20 protein-coding genes are annotated in these 24,620 nt (G+C 51.8%); 11 read left to right on the top strand and 9 right to left on the bottom strand.

Features of this window, described 5'->3' with window-relative positions:
- Positions 1 to 4: 4 nt before the first annotated feature.
- The 3 genes from RIN69_RS11150 to osmV are packed head-to-tail and all read left to right on the top strand — an operon-like array spanning position 5 to position 2,724.
- Positions 5 to 928: a glycine betaine ABC transporter substrate-binding protein gene (locus tag RIN69_RS11150; protein ID WP_313857449.1), complete on the top strand. Its 924-nt coding sequence runs from the start codon at positions 5 to 7 to the stop codon at positions 926 to 928.
- A 9-nt stretch (positions 929 to 937) separates the two neighbouring features.
- Positions 938 to 1,585 (top strand): osmoprotectant ABC transporter permease OsmW, encoded by a 648-nt coding sequence (osmW, locus tag RIN69_RS11145; RefSeq protein ID WP_313857448.1) that lies wholly within the window; start codon positions 938 to 940, stop codon positions 1,583 to 1,585.
- Positions 1,585 to 2,724, top strand: coding sequence for an osmoprotectant ABC transporter ATP-binding protein OsmV (gene osmV / locus RIN69_RS11140; protein ID WP_313857446.1), 1,140 nt, complete (start codon positions 1,585 to 1,587; stop codon positions 2,722 to 2,724). Before osmW ends, osmV begins: the two co-directional genes overlap by 1 nt.
- A gap of 51 nt (positions 2,725 to 2,775) precedes the next feature.
- Here osmV and RIN69_RS11135 read toward each other — a convergent pair whose 3' ends face one another.
- The 4 genes from RIN69_RS11135 to mlc all read right to left on the bottom strand — a co-directional run bounded on the left by RIN69_RS11135 (position 2,776) and on the right by mlc (position 7,140).
- Complete coding sequence (locus tag RIN69_RS11135; RefSeq protein ID WP_313857443.1) at positions 2,776 to 3,882, bottom strand: RHS repeat-associated core domain-containing protein; 1,107 nt, start codon at positions 3,880 to 3,882, stop codon at positions 2,776 to 2,778.
- 26 nt (positions 3,883 to 3,908) lie between these two features.
- Positions 3,909 to 4,994, bottom strand: a complete 1,086-nt coding sequence (locus tag RIN69_RS11130) for an RHS repeat-associated core domain-containing protein (protein WP_313857442.1) — start codon at positions 4,992 to 4,994, stop codon at positions 3,909 to 3,911.
- A 127-nt stretch (positions 4,995 to 5,121) separates the two neighbouring features.
- On the bottom strand, positions 5,122 to 5,790 hold the full coding sequence (gene bioD, locus RIN69_RS11125; RefSeq protein ID WP_313857441.1) for a dethiobiotin synthase: 669 nt from the start codon (positions 5,788 to 5,790) through the stop codon (positions 5,122 to 5,124).
- A 132-nt stretch (positions 5,791 to 5,922) separates the two neighbouring features.
- Positions 5,923 to 7,140: a sugar metabolism global transcriptional regulator Mlc gene (gene mlc / locus RIN69_RS11120; protein ID WP_313857439.1), complete on the bottom strand. Its 1,218-nt coding sequence runs from the start codon at positions 7,138 to 7,140 to the stop codon at positions 5,923 to 5,925.
- 270 nt (positions 7,141 to 7,410) lie between these two features.
- On the opposite strand from mlc, the gene tus reads away from it, so the two are divergent.
- Positions 7,411 to 8,340, top strand: a complete 930-nt coding sequence (gene tus, locus RIN69_RS11115) for a DNA replication terminus site-binding protein (RefSeq protein ID WP_313857438.1) — start codon at positions 7,411 to 7,413, stop codon at positions 8,338 to 8,340.
- Positions 8,341 to 8,371: 31 nt separating this feature from the next.
- On the opposite strand, the gene RIN69_RS11110 is transcribed toward tus, so the two are convergent.
- The 4 genes from RIN69_RS11110 to fumC form a co-directional block, all read right to left on the bottom strand.
- Positions 8,372 to 10,801, bottom strand: coding sequence for a fimbria/pilus outer membrane usher protein (locus RIN69_RS11110; RefSeq protein WP_313857437.1), 2,430 nt, complete (start codon positions 10,799 to 10,801; stop codon positions 8,372 to 8,374).
- Between the two features lie 5 nt (positions 10,802 to 10,806).
- Entirely contained in the window at positions 10,807 to 11,433 is a 627-nt protein-coding gene (locus RIN69_RS11105; protein ID WP_313857435.1) for a fimbria/pilus periplasmic chaperone, read from the bottom strand.
- A 124-nt stretch (positions 11,434 to 11,557) separates the two neighbouring features.
- Positions 11,558 to 12,166 carry a hypothetical protein gene (locus RIN69_RS11100; protein WP_313857434.1) on the bottom strand — a complete coding sequence of 203 codons (609 nt, stop codon included), beginning with the start codon at positions 12,164 to 12,166 and terminating at the stop codon, positions 11,558 to 11,560.
- A 236-nt stretch (positions 12,167 to 12,402) separates the two neighbouring features.
- Positions 12,403 to 13,800 (bottom strand): class II fumarate hydratase, encoded by a 1,398-nt coding sequence (gene fumC / locus RIN69_RS11095; RefSeq protein ID WP_313857433.1) that lies wholly within the window; start codon positions 13,798 to 13,800, stop codon positions 12,403 to 12,405.
- A 194-nt stretch (positions 13,801 to 13,994) separates the two neighbouring features.
- Between fumC and manA the strand changes: the two genes are divergently transcribed.
- Positions 13,995 to 15,167 (top strand): mannose-6-phosphate isomerase, encoded by a 1,173-nt coding sequence (gene manA / locus RIN69_RS11090; protein ID WP_313857711.1) that lies wholly within the window; start codon positions 13,995 to 13,997, stop codon positions 15,165 to 15,167.
- Between the two features lie 140 nt (positions 15,168 to 15,307).
- Complete coding sequence (locus RIN69_RS11085; protein ID WP_313857432.1) at positions 15,308 to 16,816, top strand: YdgA family protein; 1,509 nt, start codon at positions 15,308 to 15,310, stop codon at positions 16,814 to 16,816.
- Between the two features lie 69 nt (positions 16,817 to 16,885).
- Here RIN69_RS11085 and RIN69_RS11080 read toward each other — a convergent pair whose 3' ends face one another.
- Positions 16,886 to 17,917 (bottom strand): Mal regulon transcriptional regulator MalI, encoded by a 1,032-nt coding sequence (locus tag RIN69_RS11080; protein ID WP_313857431.1) that lies wholly within the window; start codon positions 17,915 to 17,917, stop codon positions 16,886 to 16,888.
- A gap of 187 nt (positions 17,918 to 18,104) precedes the next feature.
- On the opposite strand from RIN69_RS11080, the gene malX reads away from it, so the two are divergent.
- From malX to add, 5 genes are all read left to right on the top strand, one after another.
- Complete coding sequence (gene malX, locus RIN69_RS11075; RefSeq protein WP_313857429.1) at positions 18,105 to 19,700, top strand: maltose/glucose-specific PTS transporter subunit IIBC; 1,596 nt, start codon at positions 18,105 to 18,107, stop codon at positions 19,698 to 19,700.
- A gap of 43 nt (positions 19,701 to 19,743) precedes the next feature.
- The gene (locus tag RIN69_RS11070) at positions 19,744 to 20,919 is read left to right on the top strand and encodes a MalY/PatB family protein (RefSeq protein WP_313857428.1); all 1,176 of its coding nucleotides are present in this window, start codon (positions 19,744 to 19,746) and stop codon (positions 20,917 to 20,919) included.
- A gap of 163 nt (positions 20,920 to 21,082) precedes the next feature.
- Positions 21,083 to 22,183, top strand: coding sequence for an RHS repeat-associated core domain-containing protein (locus RIN69_RS11065; RefSeq protein ID WP_313857427.1), 1,101 nt, complete (start codon positions 21,083 to 21,085; stop codon positions 22,181 to 22,183).
- 187 nt (positions 22,184 to 22,370) lie between these two features.
- Positions 22,371 to 23,456 (top strand): RHS repeat-associated core domain-containing protein, encoded by a 1,086-nt coding sequence (locus tag RIN69_RS11060; RefSeq protein ID WP_313857425.1) that lies wholly within the window; start codon positions 22,371 to 22,373, stop codon positions 23,454 to 23,456.
- A gap of 139 nt (positions 23,457 to 23,595) precedes the next feature.
- Entirely contained in the window at positions 23,596 to 24,609 is a 1,014-nt protein-coding gene (gene add / locus RIN69_RS11055; protein ID WP_313857423.1) for an adenosine deaminase, read from the top strand.
- Positions 24,610 to 24,620 lie beyond the last annotated feature (11 nt).

Here is a 24,620-nt window from a genome sequence, read left to right as displayed (position 1 = left end):
TGTTATGGCAAATGCCAACAGATTAACCCGCTGGGTCCGTCATACCGCCCTCGCCCTTGGCGCTTCGCTGGCAATAAGCAGCGCTGCGTCAGCCGCGCCTATCGTTATGGCTACTAAAAGCTTTACCGAACAGCACATTGTATCGGCGTTGGCGACGATGTGGCTGAAGAAGAAGGGCTTTGATATTGAGCCAAAAACCAATATTGCGACCACTATTACGCGTAATGCGATGCTGAGTAAACAGGTTGATATGACCTGGGAATATACCGGCACTTCACTGATTATTTTCAATCATATTGAACAGCGCATGTCTCCTGAAGAGGCCTGGCAAACGGTGAAAAAACTGGACGGCGAGAAAGGACTGATCTGGCTGAATCCGGCGCCAATGAATAATACCTACGCCTTCGCGATGAAGCGCGACCGTGCGGAAAAAGAGCAGATTGAAACGATATCGCAGCTGGTGGCGAAAGTTGAGCAGGTGCGCAAAACCGATCCGGAAAACAACTGGATGCTGGGGCTGGATCTGGAATTTGCCGGACGCTCTGACGGCCTGAAACCGCTGCAAAAAGCCTATGGACTGGAGCTGGATCGTCCGCAGATCCGTCAGATGGACCCCGGACTGGTATATAACGCCATTCGCGATGGCTTTGTCGATGCCGGTCTGGTGTATACCACTGATGGCCGGGTTAAGGGTTTCGAGCTGAAAGTACTGAAGGACGATAAAGGCTATTTCCCAAGCTATGCCCTGACGCCGGTGGTGCGTAAAGAGACGCTGGATGCGCATCCGGGTCTGGCGGAGGCACTTAATCAGCTGTCACCGCTGATCACTGATGATGCCATTACCGAAATGAATAAGCGTGTTGATATCGACCATCAATCTCCGCAGCAAGTTGCGCGCGATTTTCTGAAATCCAACGGCCTGCTTTAAGGAGAACTTATGGATACCCTTCACTATATTTTCAACAACTGGGAACACCTGCTTGACCTGACGTTACAGCATCTGTGGCTGGTGGGGCTGGCCGTCGGACTGGCGATTATCATTGGCGTACCGCTTGGAATTCTGATTGTACGCTTTAAATGGCTGGCGACGCCGATTTTAGGCCTGGCGACGCTGATCCTGACGATCCCTTCAATCGCGCTGTTTGGCCTGATGATTCCGCTTTTTTCAATGATCGGTCAGGGTATTGGTGCTTTACCGGCGATTACTGCAGTATTCCTATACTCGCTGTTGCCGATAGTCCGTAACACTCATACCGCACTGGAGAATATTCCACCGGGTTTACGCGAAGCCGGTCGTGGCATTGGCATGACCTTCTGGCAGCGACTGCGCTGGGTGGAAATCCCGATGGCGTTGCCGGTTATTTTTGGTGGTATTCGTACCGCTGTAGTGATGAATGTTGGGGTAATGGCCATCGCCGCTGTAATTGGCGCGGGCGGGCTTGGCCTGCTGCTGCTGGATGGCATCAGCGGCAGTGATATTCGGATGTTAATTTCAGGCGCATTAATGATATGCCTGTTGGCTATTATTCTTGACTGGCTGCTCCACAGACTGCAGCTGGCGCTGACTCCTAAGGGGATTCGATAATGATAAAACTGGAAAATCTCACTAAACAATTTACCCAGAAAAACGGTACGACGTTTAACGCCGTGGATAATGTCAGCCTGAATGTACCGGAAGGTGAAATGTGCGTGCTGCTCGGCCCTTCTGGCTGCGGTAAAACTACCACGCTCAAAATGATCAACCGTCTGATTCCGTCGACCAGTGGTAAAATTTTGATTAACGGTGAAGATACCAGCAATCTTGATACCACCACCCTGCGCCGCAATATCGGTTATGTGATTCAGCAAATTGGTCTGTTTCCCAATATGACCATCGAAGAGAATATTACCGTGGTGCCGCGCATGCTCGGCTGGGATAAAAAGCGTTGTCAGCAGCGGGCCACCGACCTGATGAGCATGGTGGCGCTCGACCCGAAGAAGTTCCTGCATCGCTATCCAAAAGAGATGTCCGGTGGCCAGCAGCAGCGCATTGGCGTGATTCGCGCACTGGCGGCCGATCCGCCGGTGCTGCTGATGGATGAGCCTTTCGGAGCCGTCGACCCGATAAACCGTGAAGTGATTCAGAATGAGTTTCTTGAAATGCAGCGCCAGCTGAAGAAAACCGTGATGCTGGTCAGTCACGATATTGATGAGGCATTGAAACTGGGTGACCGCATCGCGGTGTTTGGCCAGGGCAAAATCGTACAGTGCGCCAGCCCGGACGAATTGCTGGCAAAACCCGCCAATGAATTTGTCGGTTCCTTTGTTGGTCAGGACCGCACGCTGAAGCGCCTGTTGCTGGTGCAGGCCGGTGATGTCACCGATCAGCAGCCGACCATTACCGCGCAGAAATCGACGCCGCTGTCACAGGCTTTCGGCACCATGGATGACAATGATATGCGTTCGATTACCGTGGTGGACGACGACGGTAAACCGTTGGGATTTGTTAAACGCCGTGAAGCGCGTGGTGCCACCGGGGTATGTGCAGATATGTTACATCAGTTTAGTGTCACCGGGCGGGCAGAAGAGAATCTGCGCGTGGTGTTATCTAAGTTGTATGAACATAACTCGGTATGGATGCCGATCGTTGACGAAGATGGACGCTATAGCGGTGAGATTTCGCAAGATTATATTGCCGACTATCTCAGTTCCGGCCGTACGCGTCGGGCGCTGAATCAGGGATAATCAGTCTTCAGGAGAGCGTGAACTTACGCTCTCCTGATTAATAACTTGATGCTAACTCAACGGGTTCAGTCTGATAATAAAATCGAAAGTGCTTCCTGCTTCATGACCCGCATCATCATCTGGTATTTCGAGGCGTTCAACTGCATAAGCGGTTAAGCCGAAATCTTTCATAATATGCTGAGTTGATTTTCCATTTGGCGTTTTAAAAAAAACATCAAATAATTCCCGCCCTGCTTTGCCCTCCGTCATTTCCAGAGTTATTTGGTTAGAAACTCCACTTCGGACAATAGTTTCAGGCATCCTGCCGATAAAGTTATTTTCTGTTGCTATTCTTTCATACTGGTATCTTGTTACATCACTGGCATAATAAGGTACATTTTGCTCTCGCCTGTAATTGTTTACAAAGGTCCATTTATTGGGTTTGAATTTATTGCCAAATAAATTACGCCTGTTATTAAGGTCTCGTGACGTTATCTTGTATCCGGTTATTTTATGCGCAAAGTTTTTTCCGTCATCAATCCATGCTCGGGCCTGTTCCTTCGACAGCCTTTGACTGGCAGATGCCGAATCGGCTTCCAATAGATTCTCACCAGGCTCTGTCCAGGCCAGAGAATAATGTAGTGCTGTTGATACCCCCTCATCCTCAGCACGCGTTGCTGAGCGGCCAACCCCGGCCAGCAAACCCGCCCCAAGCGAGAGCAAACCACTGGCAAAACTGAGCCAGCCCAGCGCCGATGCGGCACGTGGATGAGTTCCGGCACTGGTGATACTGAGAATACCGCTGATATCGGCTACTGTCCCTGAGGTGCCGACCAGCATGGCGCTGGCGGAGGCACTGATCATTGCAGCCTCCAGCCCCCCGGCGGCAATCAGCGCAGCACCACCGGTAAACAGCGTGCCGATAATTCCCAGAATGCCCATGCCAATACCGAGTGCGGATTGCCAGCTGAAATGGCCTGATGGATCGCTACGGTTGATCGGGTCACCGGCGCAATAACTGTAAGTATTGATTCCACCTGCACCAAACGGGCTCCAGCTATCCGGTGCGCTAAAGCGCATAAGTATTGGACTGTAACTGCGATAGCCATTGCCCGGATGATAATTTCCGCTGACGGGATCGATGCGCAGACCATTAAAACCTGAAATATTGCCGTTCATATTTACCTCCGTTGTAAAATATGATGCTACGACTGTGGATTAAGTTTGATAATAAAATCGACAGACTGTTCTGATTCCAGACGCTCAACCTGAAATGCGGTTAAGCCAAACGCATTCATGATATGCTGAGTTGATTTGCCATTTGGCGTAGTGAAAAAAGCCGCGAATAATTCCCGCCCCTCCTTTCCTTTTGTTGTTGCCAGGGTAAATTCATTAGAAACTGATTTTCTTATAATTATTTCAGGAAGTATGCCAATGAAATTTTTTTCTCCGGCGATTATTTCAAACTGATATCTTGCCACATCACTGGCGTAGTAAGGGACTTCTTTGACTAATCTGGCATTGTTGATAAACGTCCATTGTTTTGATTTAAACTTATTACCAAAAAAATTAGACTTATTATGAAGGTCTTGCGAATGTATTCGATTATTAATGATGTAATGCCTGAAATTTTTATCATCAGCAATCCAGCTGCGCGCCTGTTGCCAGGACTGGCGATAGCTGGCAGCGGCATTATCAGCGGCTGATAACCTTTCAGCTGATTCAGCGTAGCAAAACTCAAAATGCCGTATGTCAGAAACCCTCGCCGTATCAGCCATACTCCGCCCCGGCATTCTGGCTCCGCTACTTAGCAAGCCGGCCCCCAGCGATAACAGCCCGCTGGCAAAAGAGAGCCAACCGAGTGCCGCCGACGCGCGTGGATTATTCGCGGCAGTGGTGAAACTAAGAATACCGCTGATATCGGCTGTCGTTCCTGAGGTTCCGGCCAGTAGAGCGGTAGCGGAGGCGCTGATCATGGCGGCGTCAATACCGCCAGCGGCAATCAACGATGCGCCGCCGGTAAACAGCGTACCGATAATCCCCAGAATGCCCATGCTCATACCGAGTGCAACCTGCCAGCTGAAATGACCGGAAGGATCGCTGCGGTTAATCGGGTCACCTGCGCAATAGCTATAAGAATTGATTCCGCCCGCATTAAACGGGCTCCAGCCGTCCGGCGTGTTAAAGCGCATCAGCCGTGGATGATACGCACGATAGCCGTTACCTGGATGGTAACAGCCGCTGACCGGATCGGTTCTCTGGCGATTAAATCCTGTAATGCTGTATGCCACGCTTACCTCCATCAGACAGGAGATAAGCAATAACCCGGTAAATCACTGAAGTATAGTTAAATAAAATTATAAAAATCAGTACGATATAAAAGTCACACCGTGATATTGCGTCCTGCTGAAGCGGCCATCAGCTTTTCACCACCGAGAGATCGATATATTTCGCCAGCTCGCGCTGCTCGGCACGCGGCAAATAAGGCAACTCACCCAGTAACGGTGCCGGGATTTTATCGCCCAGAACATCAATAATTTCGGCATAGTGAGCCAGGCCAGGATTGATACGGTTTGCTACCCAGCCTAATAAGGGTAAGCCATCATTTATTATCGCTTCGGCGGTCAGCAGCGCCTGACTGATGCAGCCGGACTGTATCCCTACAACCATCACCACCGGCAGTTTTTCCTGCACTACCCATGCTGAAAGTGGACGCAAATCATTCATTAAACTGCGCCAGCCGCCAGTGCCTTCAACCACCACCACATCCGCCTGGTCGCATAAATAGTGTAAACCGGCACTGAGCTGGCTGTAACTGATCGGATGTTCGCGATGGATGCTGATCTCATCTTCCTGCAAGGTGACTGGGTTAATGGCCTGATAGGGTAATTCAACGGTTGAAGATGCCTGCAAAATAAGCGCATCTTTATTGCGTAATCCCTCTTCTGTTTGCTGGCAGCTTTTAGCGACCGGCTTATAGCCGGCAACACGGGGATACGCGATCGCCAGCTTTTGCAACAGTGCGCGTGAAACCACGGTTTTACCGACAGAAGTATCGGTTCCGGTTACAAATAGACGACTCAACATGCGTGCATCTCCGACAGGTCAACAACCTGAAATTAATGATTTTGATTAATGTATTCTGTCGGGAAATTGTAAAGGAGCCTGTTCACCACGGGTTTGCGTTAGCGCAAGCTTTCAGCGAAAAGCGAGGTTTGATTAGCCCTGTAAAAGTTTCAGCAGTAATGAGCCATTGTAAAGCGCATCTTTTACCAGCGCCGCGCCCGGCATGGTGCCGAGATTAACGAACTGCGTGGGTTCAACATCAATTTGTGCGCTGTACGCAGGCAGTGATTGTTGGCGAATACAGGCGGTAATGACCGGATAGAGAATCTCAGAGGCGCGATTTAACGGTGAGCCGATTAAAATTTTTTGCGGATTAAACAGATTGACCATCACTGCAACAATGCGGCCTACGCTGTTGCCGACGCCGGTAATTAAATCTTTTGCCAGCTGATCGCCCTGTCGTGCGGCGTCGCACAGCCATTCGATGGTTAATGGCTGATTATGCAGCAGCGAACTGGGAGAAGCCTGCATTCGCTGTTCCGCCAGCGTCAGGATGCTGCTGATGCTGGCCACGGTTTCCAGGCAGCCATGGTTGCCGCAATAGCACTGTTTACCATAAGGATCGAGCTGAGTATGCCCAATCTCAACCAGTGTACTGCTGCCATTGTGCAACAGGCGGCCACCGGTAATCACTCCGGCACCCACATTATGGTCAATCACGACATGGATTACATCACGGGCACCACGGGAAGCACCAAACAGCGACTCTGCCATCGTCCAGGCACAAATATCATGCTGAATATAAATCGGCAAGCCGGTGCGTTGTTCCAGCGCTGGCCCCAGCGGCATATCGATTACCGGATAAAACGGCATACGGTGCACAATGCCGGACTGGGTATTGATAATTCCTGGCAGCGTAATGGCAATAGCAGTTAAGCGCTCAAGCTTGCGCTGGTGACGAATGAAAAACTGGTCTATTTCGCCGATGATACGCTCTAACAGTGGTTCACTGGCTTCTGACGGCAACGGACGTTGTTCTTCAGTCACGAGCGCACTGCTTAAATCACGCAGTGCCAAAGTGATCTCACCCTCGCTGATGCGTACAGAAAGGTAGTGCCAGGCAGCGGTATCGAGAATCAGCCCGATTGCCGGACGACCCCGGCTGCCGATATCCTGAAACTCGGTTTCCTGTACCAGATGTGCTTCCAGCATTTCACGCACAATTTTGGTAATGCTGGCCGGTGCCAGCTGTGCCAGCCTCGAGAGTTCGATGCGCGAAATCGGGCCAAATTGATCTATCAGGCGATACACTACGCCAGCATTAGTTTGCTTAATTTGATCGATATGACCGGGCTGACTATCCGCTATCACTAACCCTGCTCCCGCTTATTTTCGCGCTTCAAAATAAACTACTTTCGCTATGGTGAAACACTTAATCGGTGTCGTCAAATATTTGATTCGATATGTGATTTACTGCACACAAATCCCCGCGCAACGCGTGAAAAAAGAGCAGAAAGAGTCAAGCCTGCTGACCTGAGATAAATTTTCCGGTTATTACTACAGAAATGAATTGTTCTCAGAAGCTGAAGTTGTGGCAAAATAAACATGGTGTCTTGTATGTTGTAACTAATGGGGTATGCGATGAATCATTACGATGCTGTAGCAGCGCTGCATCAATGCGTGAATCAGCTGGAAGCTGAACTGAGTCAGTTACAGCAGCAGCTACAATCACTGCGCTTGTTGACTGCACGGGTGTTTAACTTGCCTCCCGTAGTGAAGGGAAAGGAACATGATGCCGTTACCAGGATTGAGGTGACCCAACAACTCGGCGCGGAAGCACTTCGTTCAGGGCTTGAACACTATTGCCGGCTGTTTATGCAGCATCAGTCGGAGCAGCTAAGCACGAAAGCTGCGGTTCGCCTGCCCGGCGCGCTCTGTTTTCAGGCGGATGACGAACAGTCTGCCCTGCTCCAGCAGCAGGTCGCGCGGGTTAATAACCTGAAGCAGCGACTGGAACAGATTGTTACGGTTGAGTCAGGCGTTGAAAGTGAGGAACGCTTTGAGTTTGTGCATACCCATCTGCGTGGGTTTATCACGCTGAATGCCTATCGTGCTATAACCCTGCTGGATGCACCCGACAGCGTGCGCTTTGGCTGGGCCAATAAACATATCATTAAGAACCTGACGCGGAGCGAAGTGCTGGAAAAACTGGAGCGCAGCCTGAAGTCCGGGCGAGCTATCGCTCCCTGGACGCGTGAACAATGGGCAGAAAAGGTGCAGGAGGAGATCGCAATGATTAACGATCTGCCCGCCGATGCGCGCTTGAAAATCAAACGCCCGGTAAAAGTGCAGCCCATCGCCCGCATCTGGAATAGCCAGCAGCAAAAACAGACCCAACTCGCCTGCTCGTCTCCACTGCTGGTGCTGTGCGCGGATAAAAATCAGGTGCCGACCCTGGGTGAACTGCTTAATTACGATGCCGAACGGATTAAACACCGTTATAAACCGCAGGCGGAAAAGCTGTTTGCTGTTATTCCGCGCCTGCATCTGTTTAGCGATCGACTGGTGTAAACGTTATTGACATGCCCTGTTCACAGGCAAATCAGAGCAGGCATCGTGCTTCGCCTTGTTCATATTCGCGCCCGGGGTGCCAGCGTGCAGGCAAAGCGTAATCAAGCTGGCAACGCCCACCGTTAACCAGTTTGATCTGCAAGGCTTGTTTCTCATTAACATCGGTCAGCAGCAGGCCTCCCCGATCGCTGATGATGCCCGTTAGCTGTCCGCTCATATTTAACACCGATGATCCATAAGCTATAAATTGCTGGTTTTGATCGCGTACGGTGAGTAACAGTGCGCGATTAATTTTGGTCGGGATTTCCAGACTTAACATCGATCCACGAGCCGGGCGCACTTTTTCCCTGACGCTGCCAACCTGAACATCGAAAGGAATATTCTGCGTATCCAGCCTGATTTCAGACTCCTGCCACGGCGAAAGCGAGGGTAACAGCACGCTTCCACTGTTACTGGTACGCCCGCTTCCGGCCCCACTCACTTTCACTCCGGCCAGTTCCGGCACCAGTAACACTCCCCAGGTATCGTCAATTGATTGAGAGTGCGCCAGCCATTGCCCCTTCGCCAGCGCCAGCGATCCCTTGGTGCCGAGAGTGACATTTTTACGCCCCTCATCCTGCTGCTGATAGCTGAGGTTGTAGCGTGCAAAATCAGTTTTCCCCCTCAGATACGCGCGTGAATTGCTGGTATTGCGGGAGTTGCTGCGACTGAGGCTGTAAGCGAACCGATCATCGACGCGATGGTCGTACACTATCGAAGACTGACTACCGGTCTGACTATCCCGACTGGCGCTGAAGCCGATTGACTGCGCTTTGCCAAAGGGAATGGTGGTGTTAAGCATGATTCTGTCGCGATCAACCAGGCCAGAGCCTTTTGGCTGGTCGGCAGACCAGTATTGACTTTCAGAGTGTTGCCAGCTCAGATTTAACGTGGCACGGGCAATATTTTTTCGCCAGCTGACGCCGTAAGTATTACTGATACCATTGCCCCGGCTGGCCGAGTACCAGGTGCTTAACGAGCCAAAATCCTCACTGGAAAGCTGACTGGCAAGGTAATAGCCGAGGCTGTCTTCACTCTGGCTATAGGGCTGACTGACTAAAGCCGTATAAGGAGAGAAAAAACCCGCCGATTGCCAGTTGCCACTGGCAGTGAAATTTAACCAGGGTGCAAACTGATAACTGCCCGCCAGGCTATAGAGTTGTCCCTGCTGGATATGGCTCTGCTGGTTATCGCTTTTGACGGTAGTACGGCTCAGTGCAACTTCTGTATCAAGATTCAATGCCGGTAGTGGCTTATGGCTTAAACGCAGCGCGCTTCCCTGTGCCGCTTCAGCCATTAGCAATGAGCTGTCGACACGGCTGCGCTGCCCGATGCCCTGCCCCCAGGCACCGGTTAATAACGGCGCAGCATGATTTTCACTGTTCATCCCGGGCTGGTTACGCCAGCTGCCAATGGCCAGTGCATATTCAGGTGCGACCGAGAGACGGCCACTCGCCAGCGGATCCACTCGGGTGATAAACCGTTTTTCACTGCCACTCTCTTCACGCACCAGCACCTCAACCTCTGACAGCGGTGACAGGCCCGATACGTTATTCAGTGCGAATGGTCCCGACGCTACCCGGGTGCGGTAGAGCATTCTGCCATTTTGCCAGATCTCAACGGTGGCATTATCGTTGGCACTGCCAATGATCGGGGTATTATTGTTATTCAGCGCGCTGGTCAACGCGCTGTCACTCACCAGCTGCACGCCATTAATTGGCAATCCAGAAAAACGCTGCGTCTGGGTAAGCAGTTCACCCGCCTGAAAAACAGCCGCTAACAGCGGTACCCCACGTGCCAGCCAGGCTTGTTGATGCCGTGTCTCACTGCCATAGCGACTGTTATGGGTGAAATCATCAACGCTGCGCAGTACCCAGTTGGAAAAGTTAGCGCCGTATTCGACGCTCAGCTGGCTGGCATCGGTGGCGGCTGAACGACCACCACGGGTGGAATAATGATAAATATCGTAGTTCATCATTAGCCCATTACCGCCATAGCGGAAGCCCTCCGCTTGTGATGTAAACGCGCTCTGCGGTACGGTTATTTGTACCCCGCCCTGTGCCGGTAGCAGCGTGACCGTAGATAAAGGAATGTGCTGAACGAGGCTGACGCAGCCCTGCGCCGGGAACCATTCCGACTTAAGCGTTAGCCTGCTGGCCATCACCCGATCCAGACACAGCTCACCGTCAGCGGTAAATTCAACTTCCTGGGGTTGCGCTCGCTGGCCGTTTACCGACAGTGAGACCCACTGCTTACCCGGTAAAAAGCGCGTGCCGGTCGAAAAGAACTGCGCAATATCCTCACCATAGCCGAGCGCCCGTAGCTGTGTGATATCAAAATCTTGCGCATAAGCGATATTAAGCGGTGAAATGAACACAACGGTTAACAGACCGGCCACCATAGCCCGATAAGCTCTCATCATGCATCTCAGCGTGGCGTAATGCTGACAGGCTTGCTCAGCAAGCCTTTACTGTCGAAGGGACTGATTTTTACATCGCTGATATTACTGCTGCTGATCGGTAGTGTCAGTGTCTCATGCGGACGTAAATAAGCGCGGCTTAACGTCAGCTTTTCTGCGGCAGGCATCAGCGTCACGGCAGGTTGCAGGCGCACCAGCCGATCTCCGGTATTCGTTACCACCAGCTGATTAGTATGTTGTTGCCAGCGCAGATCGCTCCAGACGCTTGAGCCTGTGGCATAACTTGCGGAACGCACCACTAAGGGAATCACCTGGCTCAGACCCACCCCAAGATAGTTTCCCTGCGACATCTGCCCTACTCCGGTCAGATTGAGGCGCAGCAGGACATCCTGCGGCAATGCTGGGGCATCTTGTTTTAACCGTAAACGAATAAATTGGGTCGCTCCCGCATCAATGCGGATCACCGGCGGAAACACCATTATCTGGCTGGCGTAGCGGGTTTCCCCAACCTGGTCTTCTACTTTGGTGACTAACAACATCGGCACTTTATCGACATTGGTCACCTCCATACGAAATTCACGTATGTCAGGCGTTAATAGCGCCTGCATACTTTCCAGTTTAAAATTAGTACTCATGGCAGATAAAGGTAATAGCAATGCACTTAGGCAAAGTAAGCGTGAGATTATCATGATATTTACCGGCGTTTAAAAGGCTCGATAAAAAAACCGAGCCGGAAGTTATTATTAAAATTGTTATTTATCAGAAGCCGTATTGAATAATAAAGTTACCGCTTACGATAACATTTTTTTCTGTTACCGGAGCAACGATGTCGGTTAAATTACGGAAAGCAATCTGTCCTACTTTAACCTGATAATCTTTTCTCGGCGTGGTGCGGTCACCGAAATAGACCGCACCTATTTTCACTAAATAAGTGACTGGATTAAAATTACTCCCATTGTCGAAAGCATCATGGTAGAGCGTTACATTGTTATTATCAGCTTTAGCGGTAACACCCTTAAACTCAACCAGCTTAGAGATCACGCCGCCATCAGTGTCGTTAAGCACATAGGCACCATTCTCGGGGTTGACCGTCGCTGAGTTATCGACAAATTTAAACTTTACTAACTGCGGTGAATCACAGTTAACCTGAAGGGTAAAAGGATTCGCGAGCAGCAGCGTCTGGCTGAGGTTGATCTGGCCAAGGTCACCGGTGGTGTGATCTAAACTTGCTGTACAGTCTCCGGATACGGGGGTACCCGCAGTGCCTGTTGCAATATATTGTAAGTCATCAATTGTGGTCGCCGCATAAGAGAATAGCGGTGCCATCATCAGACACAAAGAAAACATGTAACGCTTATTATTTTCCATAAAAATAAAACTCCTTTATATTTAACAAAAAAATTTTCTCCTGCACGCCCTATTACAAGACGCTGACGCATATTAATGTAGATTGGATTGAACATCAATAACCGGGGGAGATTGTATGCTTATTAAATTCACGCACTACCAAAAAGCGCTTATTTAATATAATGGAGGGCGACATTACTTGAAAAGAAATAAAAAAGGGCGACATTAATGTCGCCCTAATAAAATAATTCAACTAATTATGATTTCATACTGCCAACCATATCTTCCGGACGAACCCAGGCATCGAACTCTTCTTCAGTCAGATATCCCAGTTTCAGAGCGGAACCTTTCAGCGTCAGCCCTTCTTTATGCGCTTTTTTGGCAATCTCAGCCGCTTTATCATAACCAATGTGGGTATTCAGCGCGGTAACCAGCATCAGTGACTCATTGAGCAGCTGCGTAATACGGTCGCGATTTGGCTCAATACCAACCGCACAGTGATGATTAAAGCTGTCCATACCGTCTGCCAGCAGGCGCACAGATTGCAGGAAGTTATGAATAATCATCGGACGGTATACGTTCAGTTCAAAGTTACCGGATGCGCCACCGATATTGATGGCAACATCGTTACCCATTACCTGACAGCACAGCATGGTCAATGCTTCACACTGCGTCGGGTTAACTTTACCTGGCATAATAGAGCTGCCTGGCTCGTTCTCAGGAATAGCAATTTCCCCGATGCCGCAACGCGGACCAGAAGAGAGCCAGCGCACATCGTTGGCAATCTTCATCAGCGAGGCCGCCAGACCTTTCAGCGCGCCGTGAGCGTGAACCAATGCATCACAAGCCGCCAGTGCTTCAAACTTATTCGGCGCGGTAACGAAAGGTTGTTTGGTCAGTTCCGCCAGCTCTTTGGCGACACGCACCGCATATTCCGGATGGGTGTTCAGACCAGTGCCGACTGCGGTACCGCCGAGCGCCAGTTCTGCCACATGCGGAATACTCTGCTCAACATGTTTCAGGCTGTGCTCCAGCGCAGCCACCCAGCCAGAAATCGCCTGACCCAGCGTCAATGGCGTCGCATCCTGCAGGTGCGTACGGCCAATTTTAACGATGTCTTTGTAAGCTTCAGCCTTCTCTTGCAGCGTTTGCTTCAGCGTCTTCAACTGTGGAATCAGTTGCTCACTTACCGCGATAACTGCTGCAACATGCATGGCAGTCGGGAACACGTCATTGGAGCTCTGGCTCTTGTTGACGTCATCATTAGGGTGAACCAGACGCGACATACCGCGCTCGCCGCCAAGAATTTCACTTGCGCGGTTTGCCAGTACTTCGTTCATGTTCATATTGGTCTGGGTACCGGAACCGGTCTGCCAGATTGCCAGCGGGAATTCGTTGCTATGTTGATCGTCGAGGACTTCGTCTGCCGCTTTGATAATGGCGACAGCGCGCTCATTAGCCAGCAAGCCTAAATCACTGTTCACTTTAGCCGCTGCCCGTTTGGTCAGCGCCAGCGCATGTACCAGCGCAGTCGGCATCTTTTCGGTGGAAATGCGAAAGTGTTCAAGTGAGCGCTGAGTCTGGGCGCCCCAAAGTTTATCAGCCGGAACATCAATAGGTCCCATTGAGTCTTTTTCAATGCGGTTGGCTGGCATTCCTGTCTCCTTAGCACGTACTTTTGGTTTAATGGCCCTTACATCCGGGTTGGCTAACAAGGGCGCGCGATAGTCTGACACATCGTAATTTAACATTATGAGACTTAATCGTCCTTATTGCACATCTGCTGTTCTTTTAATTACGGATTCTGCTTTAATGTGCCGAGTTAAATTGAGCTTAACAGGAATCTATGATGCAGAAATTGATCAATTCACTGCAAAACTATGCATGGGGCAGCAAAACTGCACTCACTGAACTGTATGGTATTGCCAATCCGCAACATTTACCGATGGCAGAGATGTGGATGGGCGCGCACCCGAAAAGCCCCTCGTGGGTGGAAATTAATGGCGAAAAGCACAGCCTGCGTGAGCTGATTGATGCGGATAAAGCGCAGTTACTGGGAAAACCGGTGGCTGAACGCTTTGGTGAATTGCCTTTTCTGTTTAAAGTTCTCTGCGCCGATCAGCCATTGTCAATTCAGGTTCATCCAAGCAAGTCGGCAGCCGAAGCCGGTTTTGCCAAAGAGAATGCCGCCGGTATCGAGCTCACCGCCGCCGAACGCAATTATAAAGATGCCAATCATAAGCCAGAGCTGGTGTATGCCCTGACCCCGTTCCTTGCGATTAACGGTTTTAGGGAAATGCATGAGATTATTTCCCTGCTGCAACCGGTCGCGGGCGCGCATCCGGCGATTGCTCAATTTTTGCAGCACGCCGACAGCGAAGGCCTGGCGCAGCTGTTTGCCAGCTTGCTGTCATCCGCAGGTGAAACCAAGTCCCGGGCGCTCGGCGTACTGAAGGCGGCACTTAACAGTCAGCAAGGTCAGCCTTGGGAAACCATCCGATCTATCTCCAGTCACTATCCGGATGACAACGGTTTATTTTCGCCGTTGCTGTTGAACGTGATTGAGTTACAACCTGGCGAAGCGATGTTTCTGTTTGCCGAAACACCGCATGCTTATCTGCAAGGGGTTGCGCTGGAGGTGATGGCTAACTCAGATAACGTGCTGCGCGCCGGACTGACGCCGAAATACATTGATATCGCTGAGTTGCTGGCCAACGTTAAATTTACCCCAAGCCCCTACCACCAGCTGCTAACCCAGCCTCAGGTTGATGGCAACACGCTGAACTTCCCGATCCCTGTGGCTGACTTTGCGTTCTCGATTCATACCCTGAGTGATACGCCAGTTTCGATTTCTCAATCAAGTGCAGCTATCCTGTTCTGTATCGATGGCGAGGCGACCATCGCTACTGCTCAGCAGCAACTGGTACTACAGCCGGGAGAAAGCTGTTTTATTGCCGCCAATGAGCCGTCGCCAACCGTCAGCGGCAGCGGACGCCTTGCCCGGGTGTATAACGCATTGTGACATTGGGCTGACGCCAGCCGCATCAATTGCTATTATTATTCAAGCTATTAACAAAAACGCCCGCCGGGCGTTTTTCTGCGCTGCCGGTGAGAGGATTGCTCAGGTAGCGCTTGAAATCAGTGAAAGGACGACGACAGAAGATGAAAAAGACCAAGATTGCAGTAGGCGTAGTGGTTGCATTAGGTGTTATCTGGACCGGCGGTGCCTGGTTCACTGGTAAGCAGCTCGAAACCCATATGGACACCCTGGTTCAGAACGCCAATGCACAGCTGAATAATATTGCCCCGGACAGCCGCCTGAAGGTGAGCTATCAGGATTACCAGCGCGGCCTGTTCAGCAGTAGCGCCAAACTGGTGGTGCAGGCCAGCTCACAAACCGAAGATAACTCACTGCTTAAGCCGGGTCAGAGCATTGTCTTCAATGAAAAGATCGATCATGGTCCCTTCCCGTTTGCCCAGTTGAAGAAGTTTAATCTGCTGCCGTCGATGGCCTCAGTACATAGCGAGCTGGAAAACACCGATGCGGTGAAGCCGCTGTTTGAACTGACGAAAGGTGAATCTCTGGTGCAGGCTGATACCCGCGTCAGTTACAGCGGTGCCACCTCGTCGGCGATCAAACTGTTACCGGTTGATTATCAGAATGCCGAAAGCGGCCACCGTTTCGCCTGGAATGGCGGCACCCTGAATATTGATGCCGATGATAAAGGCGATAAAGTCAGTTTTGATGGTGATATCGACAGCATCGCCATCACCACAAAAAATCAGCTGGATATGCCCGTGCTGTTTACGCTGAACGGCGTGAAAGCCAATGCCAATACCCATCTTAGCCCGCAAGGTGTGCGAATTGGCGATCAGGGTATCAACCTGAAAAAACTGACCGCCAGCGTCAATGGCAAGGAAGCGTTAACGCTGGAAGGTTTACAAGGCACTTCCAGCTTTGATTCCAAAGATAACGTGGTATCAGGCACCATCGATTACACCCTCGACAATCTGATGATGCAGAATCAGTCGTTTGGTCAGGGCAAGCTGTCGATGAAACTGTCACAACTTGATGGTAAAGCGCTGAAAACCTTCTCTGAAAATTACAATACTGAGATGCAGGCGCTGCTGAATCAGCCGGGCATTGCAGAAGATCCGCAGCGTTATCAGGAACAGGTGAATCAGATTCTGGTGGCTAATCTGCCGACTCTGCTGGAAGGTGGTCCGGTGATTACCGTGGCACCGCTAAGCTGGAAGAACGATAAGGGTGAGAGCAGCTTTAATCTGTCAGTACACTTTAACGATCCTTCCACCGCTACCGGCCAGGCGCAGAACATCAACCAGGCTGCCGATCGCGTGCTGAAAACGCTGGACGGTAAGCTGGTGATCTCGATGGATATGGCAACCGAGCTGATGACCCATGTGGCGATGGCAGAAGGCCATCCGCAGGAACAGGCAGCGAAACTGGCTGAGCAGCAGGTCAAAGGCATCGCGGCTATGGGCCAGATGTTTAAACTGACCACGCAACAGGATGATAATATCGTTACCAGCCTGCAATACGGCAACGGTCAGGTGACGATGAACGGCGAGAAAATGCCGCTCGATCAGTTCCTGGCTCGCTATATGCTGGGCGGCATGACGGCGATGCCGGAAGGGTTGCCTGCCGAGTAATACTTTTCTTCCGGGCGGCGCTCTGCCGCCCTTTCTTAGGATGATGCCGCAAAAACATTACCCTCTGCTTTATGCCGACCCGCGCTCAATTAACGTCGAAGGCATAATCACATTCTGAATATCTCCCTGTGGATCGGCCATACGCTGTAACAGACGTGCGGCGGCGCTGCGACCAATTTCACGTGCAGAACTGGTGATAAAGGTCAGCGGCGGATCGGTCAGTTGCGCTTCCGGCACATCACCGAATCCCACCAGCGCCATCTGCTGGCTGTAATAGCTGTCCAGCCCACCTTTACCAATACTGCGACCGCTGCGTTGCAGACCAAAATAGCAGCCGAGTGCAACTGAGGCGTTATGACACAGAATCGCGGTAATCGTCGGATGCTGTTGAATCAGCTGGGCGGTCAGCTCTGCCGCGTCGCGCTGATGGCTGCCACATTCAATAATCCATTCGCTGCGAAACGGTAAGCCGTATTGCATCAGCGAAGAGCAGTAACCACCAATACGCTCAGCCCGGGTTAACGAGGAACCGGAGCCCCCAAGCCATGCGATGCAGTGATGCCCACGTTTAATCAAATATTCAGTTGCCAGTTTTGCCGCGTGCATATTATCCGGGCGAATCGAGTCGGTTGCATCCAGCGAACTGGCACGCGAAGCGCAAATCAGTGCAATCCCTGCATCACGCGCTCTGACAGCAATCTCACCGGCATTCTCCGCTCCTCCGCCCAGCACGATGGCATCAACGCCCTGTGCCACCAGCGAATCAAAACAGCGGTTAAGATTTTGCCCCTGAGCGCCACTCTGCGTCAGAAACAGGACTTTGCCCTGCTTTTCCAGCGCCTCACTCAGTCCGGCGGTCATTTCAGCATAAAACGGATTACAGATATCACGCACGATCAATCCAATAACGCCGCTGTCGCCACCGCGAAGCATTGCCGCCGAACGATTAGGGATATAGCCCAGCTTTTCAATCGCCCGATTCACACGTTCAGCAGTAGCGGGAGAAATTCGTCCCTTTCCGGACAACACCAGAGAGACGGTGGTCACCGAAATGCCCGCTTCATCAGCAACATCGGTAATAGTTATTTTTTTCTGAGACATAGTTCGCCAGTTTTGCCGCAAGAGGTCGGTTAGTCAGTCAACCGGACAGATAAAACGTTACACCGTCAGTCAACTTATGAAAACCCTTAGCGGCAATCAATATGTGAGCAGACTCGCATTAAATCCTGGTAAAACGTTTTATCTTGTTTTACCTCAGCAGTGGCTGAGTTTTTTGCCAGGAGAGTGTATGTCCACCCAAAAACCAAAAATATCCGTGTGGGAATTTTTCCAGAGTCTGGGGAAAACCTTTATGTTGCCGGTTGCGCTACTCTCCTTTTGCGGGATTATGCTCGGCATCGGCAGCTCCTTGAGCAGTCACGATGTGATCACTTTACTGCCGTTTCTTGACCATTCTGTCCTACAGCTGATCTTCACCTGGATGAGCAAAATTGGCTCTTTCGCCTTCAGCTACCTGCCCGTGATGTTTGCCATCGCCATTCCATTAGGCATGGCGCGTGAGAATAAAGGCGTTGCGGCATTTTCCGGCTTCGTGGGTTTCGCCGTGATGAATCTGGCGGTTAACTTCTGGCTGACTGCCAAAGGCATTTTGCCCACCAGCGATGCTGCGGTGCTGAAAGCCAATAACATTCAGAATATTATCGGCATTCAGTCGATCGACACTGGCATTCTGGGTGCGGTAATTGTCGGTATTGTGGTGTTCTGGCTCCACGAGCGCTTTCACACCATTCGCCTGCCCGATGCGCTGGCCTTCTTTGGCGGTACGCGCTTTGTGCCGATCGTTACGACGCTGGTAATGGGTCTTGTAGGCCTGACCGTGCCACTAATCTGGCCGGTGTTTGCGGCGGGGATCCGTGGTCTCGGTTGGATAATTAACGGTGCCGGTGACTTTGGACCGATGATTTTCGGCACCGGGGAACGACTGCTGCTGCCATTTGGGCTGCAGCATATTCTGGTGGCGATTATTCGCTTTACCGATGCCGGTGGCACCATGGAGGTGTGCGGTCACAGCGTCAGTGGTGCCCTGACCATTTTTCAGGCCCAGCTCTCCTGTCCAACCTCCAGTGCCTTTGCAGAGAGCGCAACCCGCTTTCTCTCTCAGGGTAAGATGCCCGCGTTTCTGGGTGGCTTACCGGGTGCCGCACTGGCAATCTATCACTGCGCCCGCCCGGAAAACCGGCCTAAGATTAAGGGACTGCTGATTTCAGGCGTGGTGGCCTGCGTGGTAGGCGGTACGACCGAGCCGATTGAATTTCTGTTCCTGTTTATCGCGCCGCTGCTGTATCTGGTCCATGCGCTGCTGACCGGCCTCGGTTTTACCGTGATGGCAGTCCTCGGCGTTACCATCGGTAACACCGACGGCAATGTGATTGATTTCGTCGTGTTCGGCATCCTGCACGGACTCTCGACTAAATGGTACTGGGTGCCGGTGATTGCCGCTGTCTGGTTTGTCAGTTACTACCTGATTTTCCGTTTCGCCATTACCCGCTTCAACATCAAAACGCCAGGTCGGGAAATCGATAACAACAGCGAGGCGATTGCCAAAACCTTTTCCAGTGCCGGTATTGGCAAGTCTGGCTACAATGCGCCGGGCATTCTGGCTGCGCTTGGCGGCGTCGACAATATCACCTCACTCGACAACTGCCTGACGCGCCTGCGCCTCACCGTCAGTGATATGAGCAAAGTGGACGACGCCGCATTAAAGGCTTATCGCGTTATCGGCGTGGTACATCTTAACGCTCACAGTCTGCAGGTGGTGATTGGCCCCCAGGTGCAGTCGGTGAAAGATGAAATCACTCTTCTGATGCAAACCGCGGCGAATTAACCGGTTTACGGCAGCAGCCGCTGCCGCTTTATGTGAGGTTGCGATGTTTAACTTTGATCGGACGATCGACCGGCGCGGAAGCTGGTGTACCCAATGGGATTTTGTCGCTGACCGTTTTGGTCATCCGGATCTGCTGCCGTTTACCATCTCTGATATGGACTTTGCTACCGCGCCGGTAATTATCGACGCGCTACAGCAGCGGGTCACTCACGGCGTGTTTGGTTACAGCCGCTGGCAACATGATGACTTTCTGGGCGCTATCAGCCAGTGGTATCAGCAGCGATTTCGGCTGAATATCGAGCAACAGCACCTCGTCTATGGCCCGTCGGTGATCTATATGGTCGCACAGATGATTCGTCTGTGGTCAGAGCCAGGTGACAGCGTGCTGATCCATACCCCGGCTTATGATGCCTTTTACAAAACCATTGAAAGTAATCATCGTCAGGTGCTGGCTGCCCCGCTGGAGAAACAGGGCAATCACTGGCAATGTGATATGACCGCGCTGGAAAACGCGCTGAAACGCCAGCGCTGTAAAATTATGCTGCTGTGCAGTCCGCATAATCCGACCGGCAAAGTGTGGTTACGCAGCGAACTGGAACAAATGGCCGAACTGTGCGCCCGTTATCAGGTTAAGGTGATCAGCGACGAGATTCATATGGATATGATCATCGGTGATGTACCGCATACCCCCTGGATAAGCGTGGCATCTCAGCCCTGTGCGCTGTTTACCTCCGCGTCCAAAAGCTTCAATATTCCGGCGCTGGGTGGCGCATATGGTTTTATCACCCAGCCAGACGATCGCGCTCGCTGGTTTGATGCGCTGAAAAATGCCGACGGTCTCTCCTCCCCACCAGTGATGACGATTGCCGCACATATTGCCGCTTACCGACAGGGCGCTGACTGGCTTGACGCGCTGCGCGCATACCTGCGCAGCAATCTGCACTATCTTGCCCAACAGTTGCAGCGCCATTTTCCTGAACTTGACTGGCAGCCGCCTCAGGCCAGCTATCTGGCCTGGATCGATTTGCGTGCTTTACAGCTGGATGATCAGCGGTTGCAGCAAAATCTGATTGAACAGCAAAAAGTGGCGATTATGCCCGGTTATACCTATGGCACCGAGGGCAAGGGTTTTATCCGGCTTAACGTGGGCTGCCCGCGCAGTAAACTTGAGCTCGGTGTTCAGGGGCTGATACGTGCGATTAATGACTGCCGTCGCTGATTAACTGCTGGTTTCTGGCGGGCGTATCACTTCATCAGCATCAGAGTGCATCATCATAGTGTGAATAGTTTAATGCATTGATTTTATTCATAATAAATGATTATTTTTTCTGCTTTTTCCGGGGTATAAATCGCGTTCTTTCACACCGGAGATCGTAAATACAATGAATAATACTATGTTAAGTTTTAACGGTGAGCGTACCGATCCCGTCAGTGGTGCTTACCACCTTGGCAACGGCTATCGGGCTTACCATCCACAACTGATGCGCTTTACTACCCCGGACAACTTGAGCCCGTTTGCCGCCGGCGGTATTCATCCTTATGCATACTGTGCTGGCGACCCAATCAACCGTGCCGACCCCTCCGGCCATTTCAGCTGGCAGGCCGGTCTCGGCATCGGTCTGGGGTTGCTGGGCATTCTCGGCGCGATATTTAGCGCCGGAACGTCGATTGCCGCCACCCTCAGTCTCAGTGCCGCGCTGACCGAGTCTGCAGCGCTGGTCGCGGATGTCACCGGCATCGCCAGTATCGCCACCGGCCAGCACAACTCCCGCGCCTCAACGGTGCTGGGTTGGCTGTCACTGGCTGCCGGCATGCTGTCGCTGGGCACCGGTCTGGCGGCAGGTGGCTGGCGCATGTTGAATAATGAAACCAGAGGCCTGCGCCAGCGGCTGGGAAATGTTCTGCATACCGGGCTAAGCGGAGATGCCGCGCAGGCAGCGCGGCAAATGAACCGCGCCGGATTATCTCATTCAGGTGGCACCGAGCTAAACGGACTGGGATTACGCGAGAACATTTTTAATTCGAAGGTGTATCGGGTCGACCGGTTACCGCCAGAAGTCATCTTAAATGACGGATTCGACCCCTCCAAAATATTCAGAGGCGTGCCGAAAATGATTCCCGAATACACACCTGCTTTAATCGCCTCAGAAAGGGTGTTGGGTGCGCTGAAATTCAGAGCACTATTCCGTCTCAGAGGCGAGATGTCGTATGTGTATGAAATTGATGCAATGGGAGTAAAAGGCGTTTCACTCTGGAAAAACTATATCTTCAACCGCAGCGGCCTTGCCCAGCTTATTCGCAACGATGAGCCTGCCAGATTGGCTTTTGCCACCGCTGATGAAGATGAGTTTAATCGCGTTTTTAACCGAGCCAGTGAATTTTATGAGGTACATCTTTATCACCAGCAAATTACGCCAGACCGCATCCGGGTAATGTCTGCCGAAGAGGTCAGAACTTTAGAAATCAATAATCGCATCTTTTAACCGCTAATCGTGGCAGGTCATCATCTGGCCTGCCCCTGCCCGTCCACCCCTGACAGAGTGACGGTGATGTCATCATGTTAACGCGGAGCTGAAACAACAATAACAAACCGATTTTATTGATGATTAATGATTATTCCTGACGAATTTTCTCAGATATTAATGCGCTTTCTCACTACAGGAGGCGATTATGAATACTCATCTGATGGCTTTTAATGGCGAACGTGCAGATCCGATCGGCGGTGTTTATCATCTGGGTAACGGCTACCGGGCTTACCATCCACAACTGAGACGCTTTACGACCCCGGACAACTACAGCCCGTTTGATGCGGGCGGCATCAACCCTTATACATACTGTGCAGGCGACCCGATCAATCGCGCCGATCCCTCCGGCCATTTCAGCTGGCAGACGGGTCTTGGCATCGGGCTGGGCCTGCTTGGCATACTGGGAGCGATATTTAGCGCCGGAACCTCGATTGCCGCCAGCTTTAGTTTCAGTGCCGCGCTGGCGGAGTCTTCAACGCTGGTCGCAGATGTTACCGGCATCGCCAGTATCGCCATAGCCCAGCGGCATCCTCGTGCCTCTGCGGGGCTGGGTTGGGCGTCATTTGCCGCCGGGATGCTGTCGCTGGGTATTGGTTTGGCGGCGGGCGGCTGGCGTCTGCTGAATAACACCACTAAAGGCTTGCGTCAGCGTCTTGGGGCTGTGATGCATCAAGGGCTAAGCGGGGATTCGGCGCAGGCGGCACAGCAAATGAATCGCGCAGGGTTAAATCTTAATGACCAGGGGCTGCATGAAGAGATGTTTACTACCCCAGTTTATCGCGCAGACAGAACACCGCCGTCGATTATTTTAAGCACTGGTTTCAGGCCATCGAACACCTTCAGAGGCGTGGCTAAAATGACCTCACAGGAAAGTGCTGCCTTAATCGTCGCTGAAAATGCGGTTGGCGCATTACGCTATCGGCAATGGGGAAGCAACGCGGCTCATATTTATGAGATAGATGCCCGGGGAATGAAAGGCGTTTCACTGTTGAAAAATCTGGCGATTAATAAAGCTGGGCTGGCTGAACATTTGTCGCATCCGGCCGCCACCGCAGCAGCGCTGGAGAATGCCGATTCACTGGATATCAATCTCTATACCAATCGCGCCAGTTACTTCCATGAAGCGCATCTTTATCATCAGCAGGTGACGCCAGACCGCATCCGCGTCATGACTGCCGCAGAAATAAGAATAATAAAAGAAGAGCATGAAATGTTTGACTTATTTGATTAGATGTCAATCTGTACCCCGTCACAGGCGCGACCAATTAACCAGCAGTTAAGCGGTCGCGTTGCGCAATTCTCTGGCGTATTTGCGCAAGATGTTTTTATACTGCTCTGCACTTCACCTTATACAATCCAGAGAGTGCGAAATGATCGATACCCAGCTTCCCCTCACCGATATTCATCGTCACCTTGACGGTAATATTCGTGCGCAAACCATCCTTGATTTAGGTCGCGAATTTAATCTCTCACTGCCTGCCAGCACGCTGGACGCGCTGCGTCCGCACGTGCAGGTGACGAAAAATGAGCCGGATCTGGTCAGCTTCCTGCAAAAACTGGACTGGGGCGTTAAAGTGCTCGGTTCTCTGGATGCCTGCCGCCGCATTGCGCAGGAAAACGTTGAGGATGCGGCGCGCGCCGGTATTCACTATACCGAACTGCGCTTCTCTCCGGGTTATATGGCGATGAACCACCAGTTGCCGGTAGCGGGTGTGGTTGAAGCGGTGATCGACGGTATTAAAGCCGGTTGTCAGCAGCATGATATCGAGGTGCGGCTGATTGGCATTATGAGCCGTACCTTTGGTGAAGAAGCCTGCCTGCGCGAGCTGGAGGGCTTACTGGCCCATCGCGACAGCATTACCGCGCTTGATTTGGCCGGTGATGAGCTGGGATTCCCTGGCAGTCAGTTCCTGAGCCACTTTAACCGCGCACGCGATGCCGGACTGCGCATCACGGTGCATGCCGGTGAAGCCGCCGGTCCGGAAAGCATCTGGCAGGCCATTCGAGAGCTGGGTGCCGAGCGAATCGGCCACGGCGTGAAAGCAGTAGAAGATCCGGCGCTGATGGATTTCCTGGCTGAACAGCAGATTGGTATCGAATCCTGTCTGACATCCAATATTCAGACCAGCACCGTCGCACAGTTACACCATCATCCGCTGGCAACCTTCCTCGAACATGGGGTGCTGGCCACCATTAATACTGACGATCCGGCGGTTCAGGGTATTGAACTGGCGCATGAATATCAGGTAGCGGCACCCGCAGCGGGCCTGAGCGCGCAGCAGATCCGTACCGCGCAGGAAAATGGCCTGAAGATTGCGTTTATCAGTGAAGCCGAGAAACAGGCGCTACGCGCGAAGGTTGTCGCCCTGCAGGGGAGCCGTTAACGGCTCCCGTT

It is taken from the genome of Winslowiella toletana (assembly GCF_032164335.1).
Classification (GTDB): Bacteria; Pseudomonadota; Gammaproteobacteria; order Enterobacterales; family Enterobacteriaceae; genus Erwinia; species Erwinia toletana_A.
The sequence above is the reverse complement of the archived record's forward strand: the minus strand, read 5'-3'. Positions and strand labels throughout refer to the sequence as shown.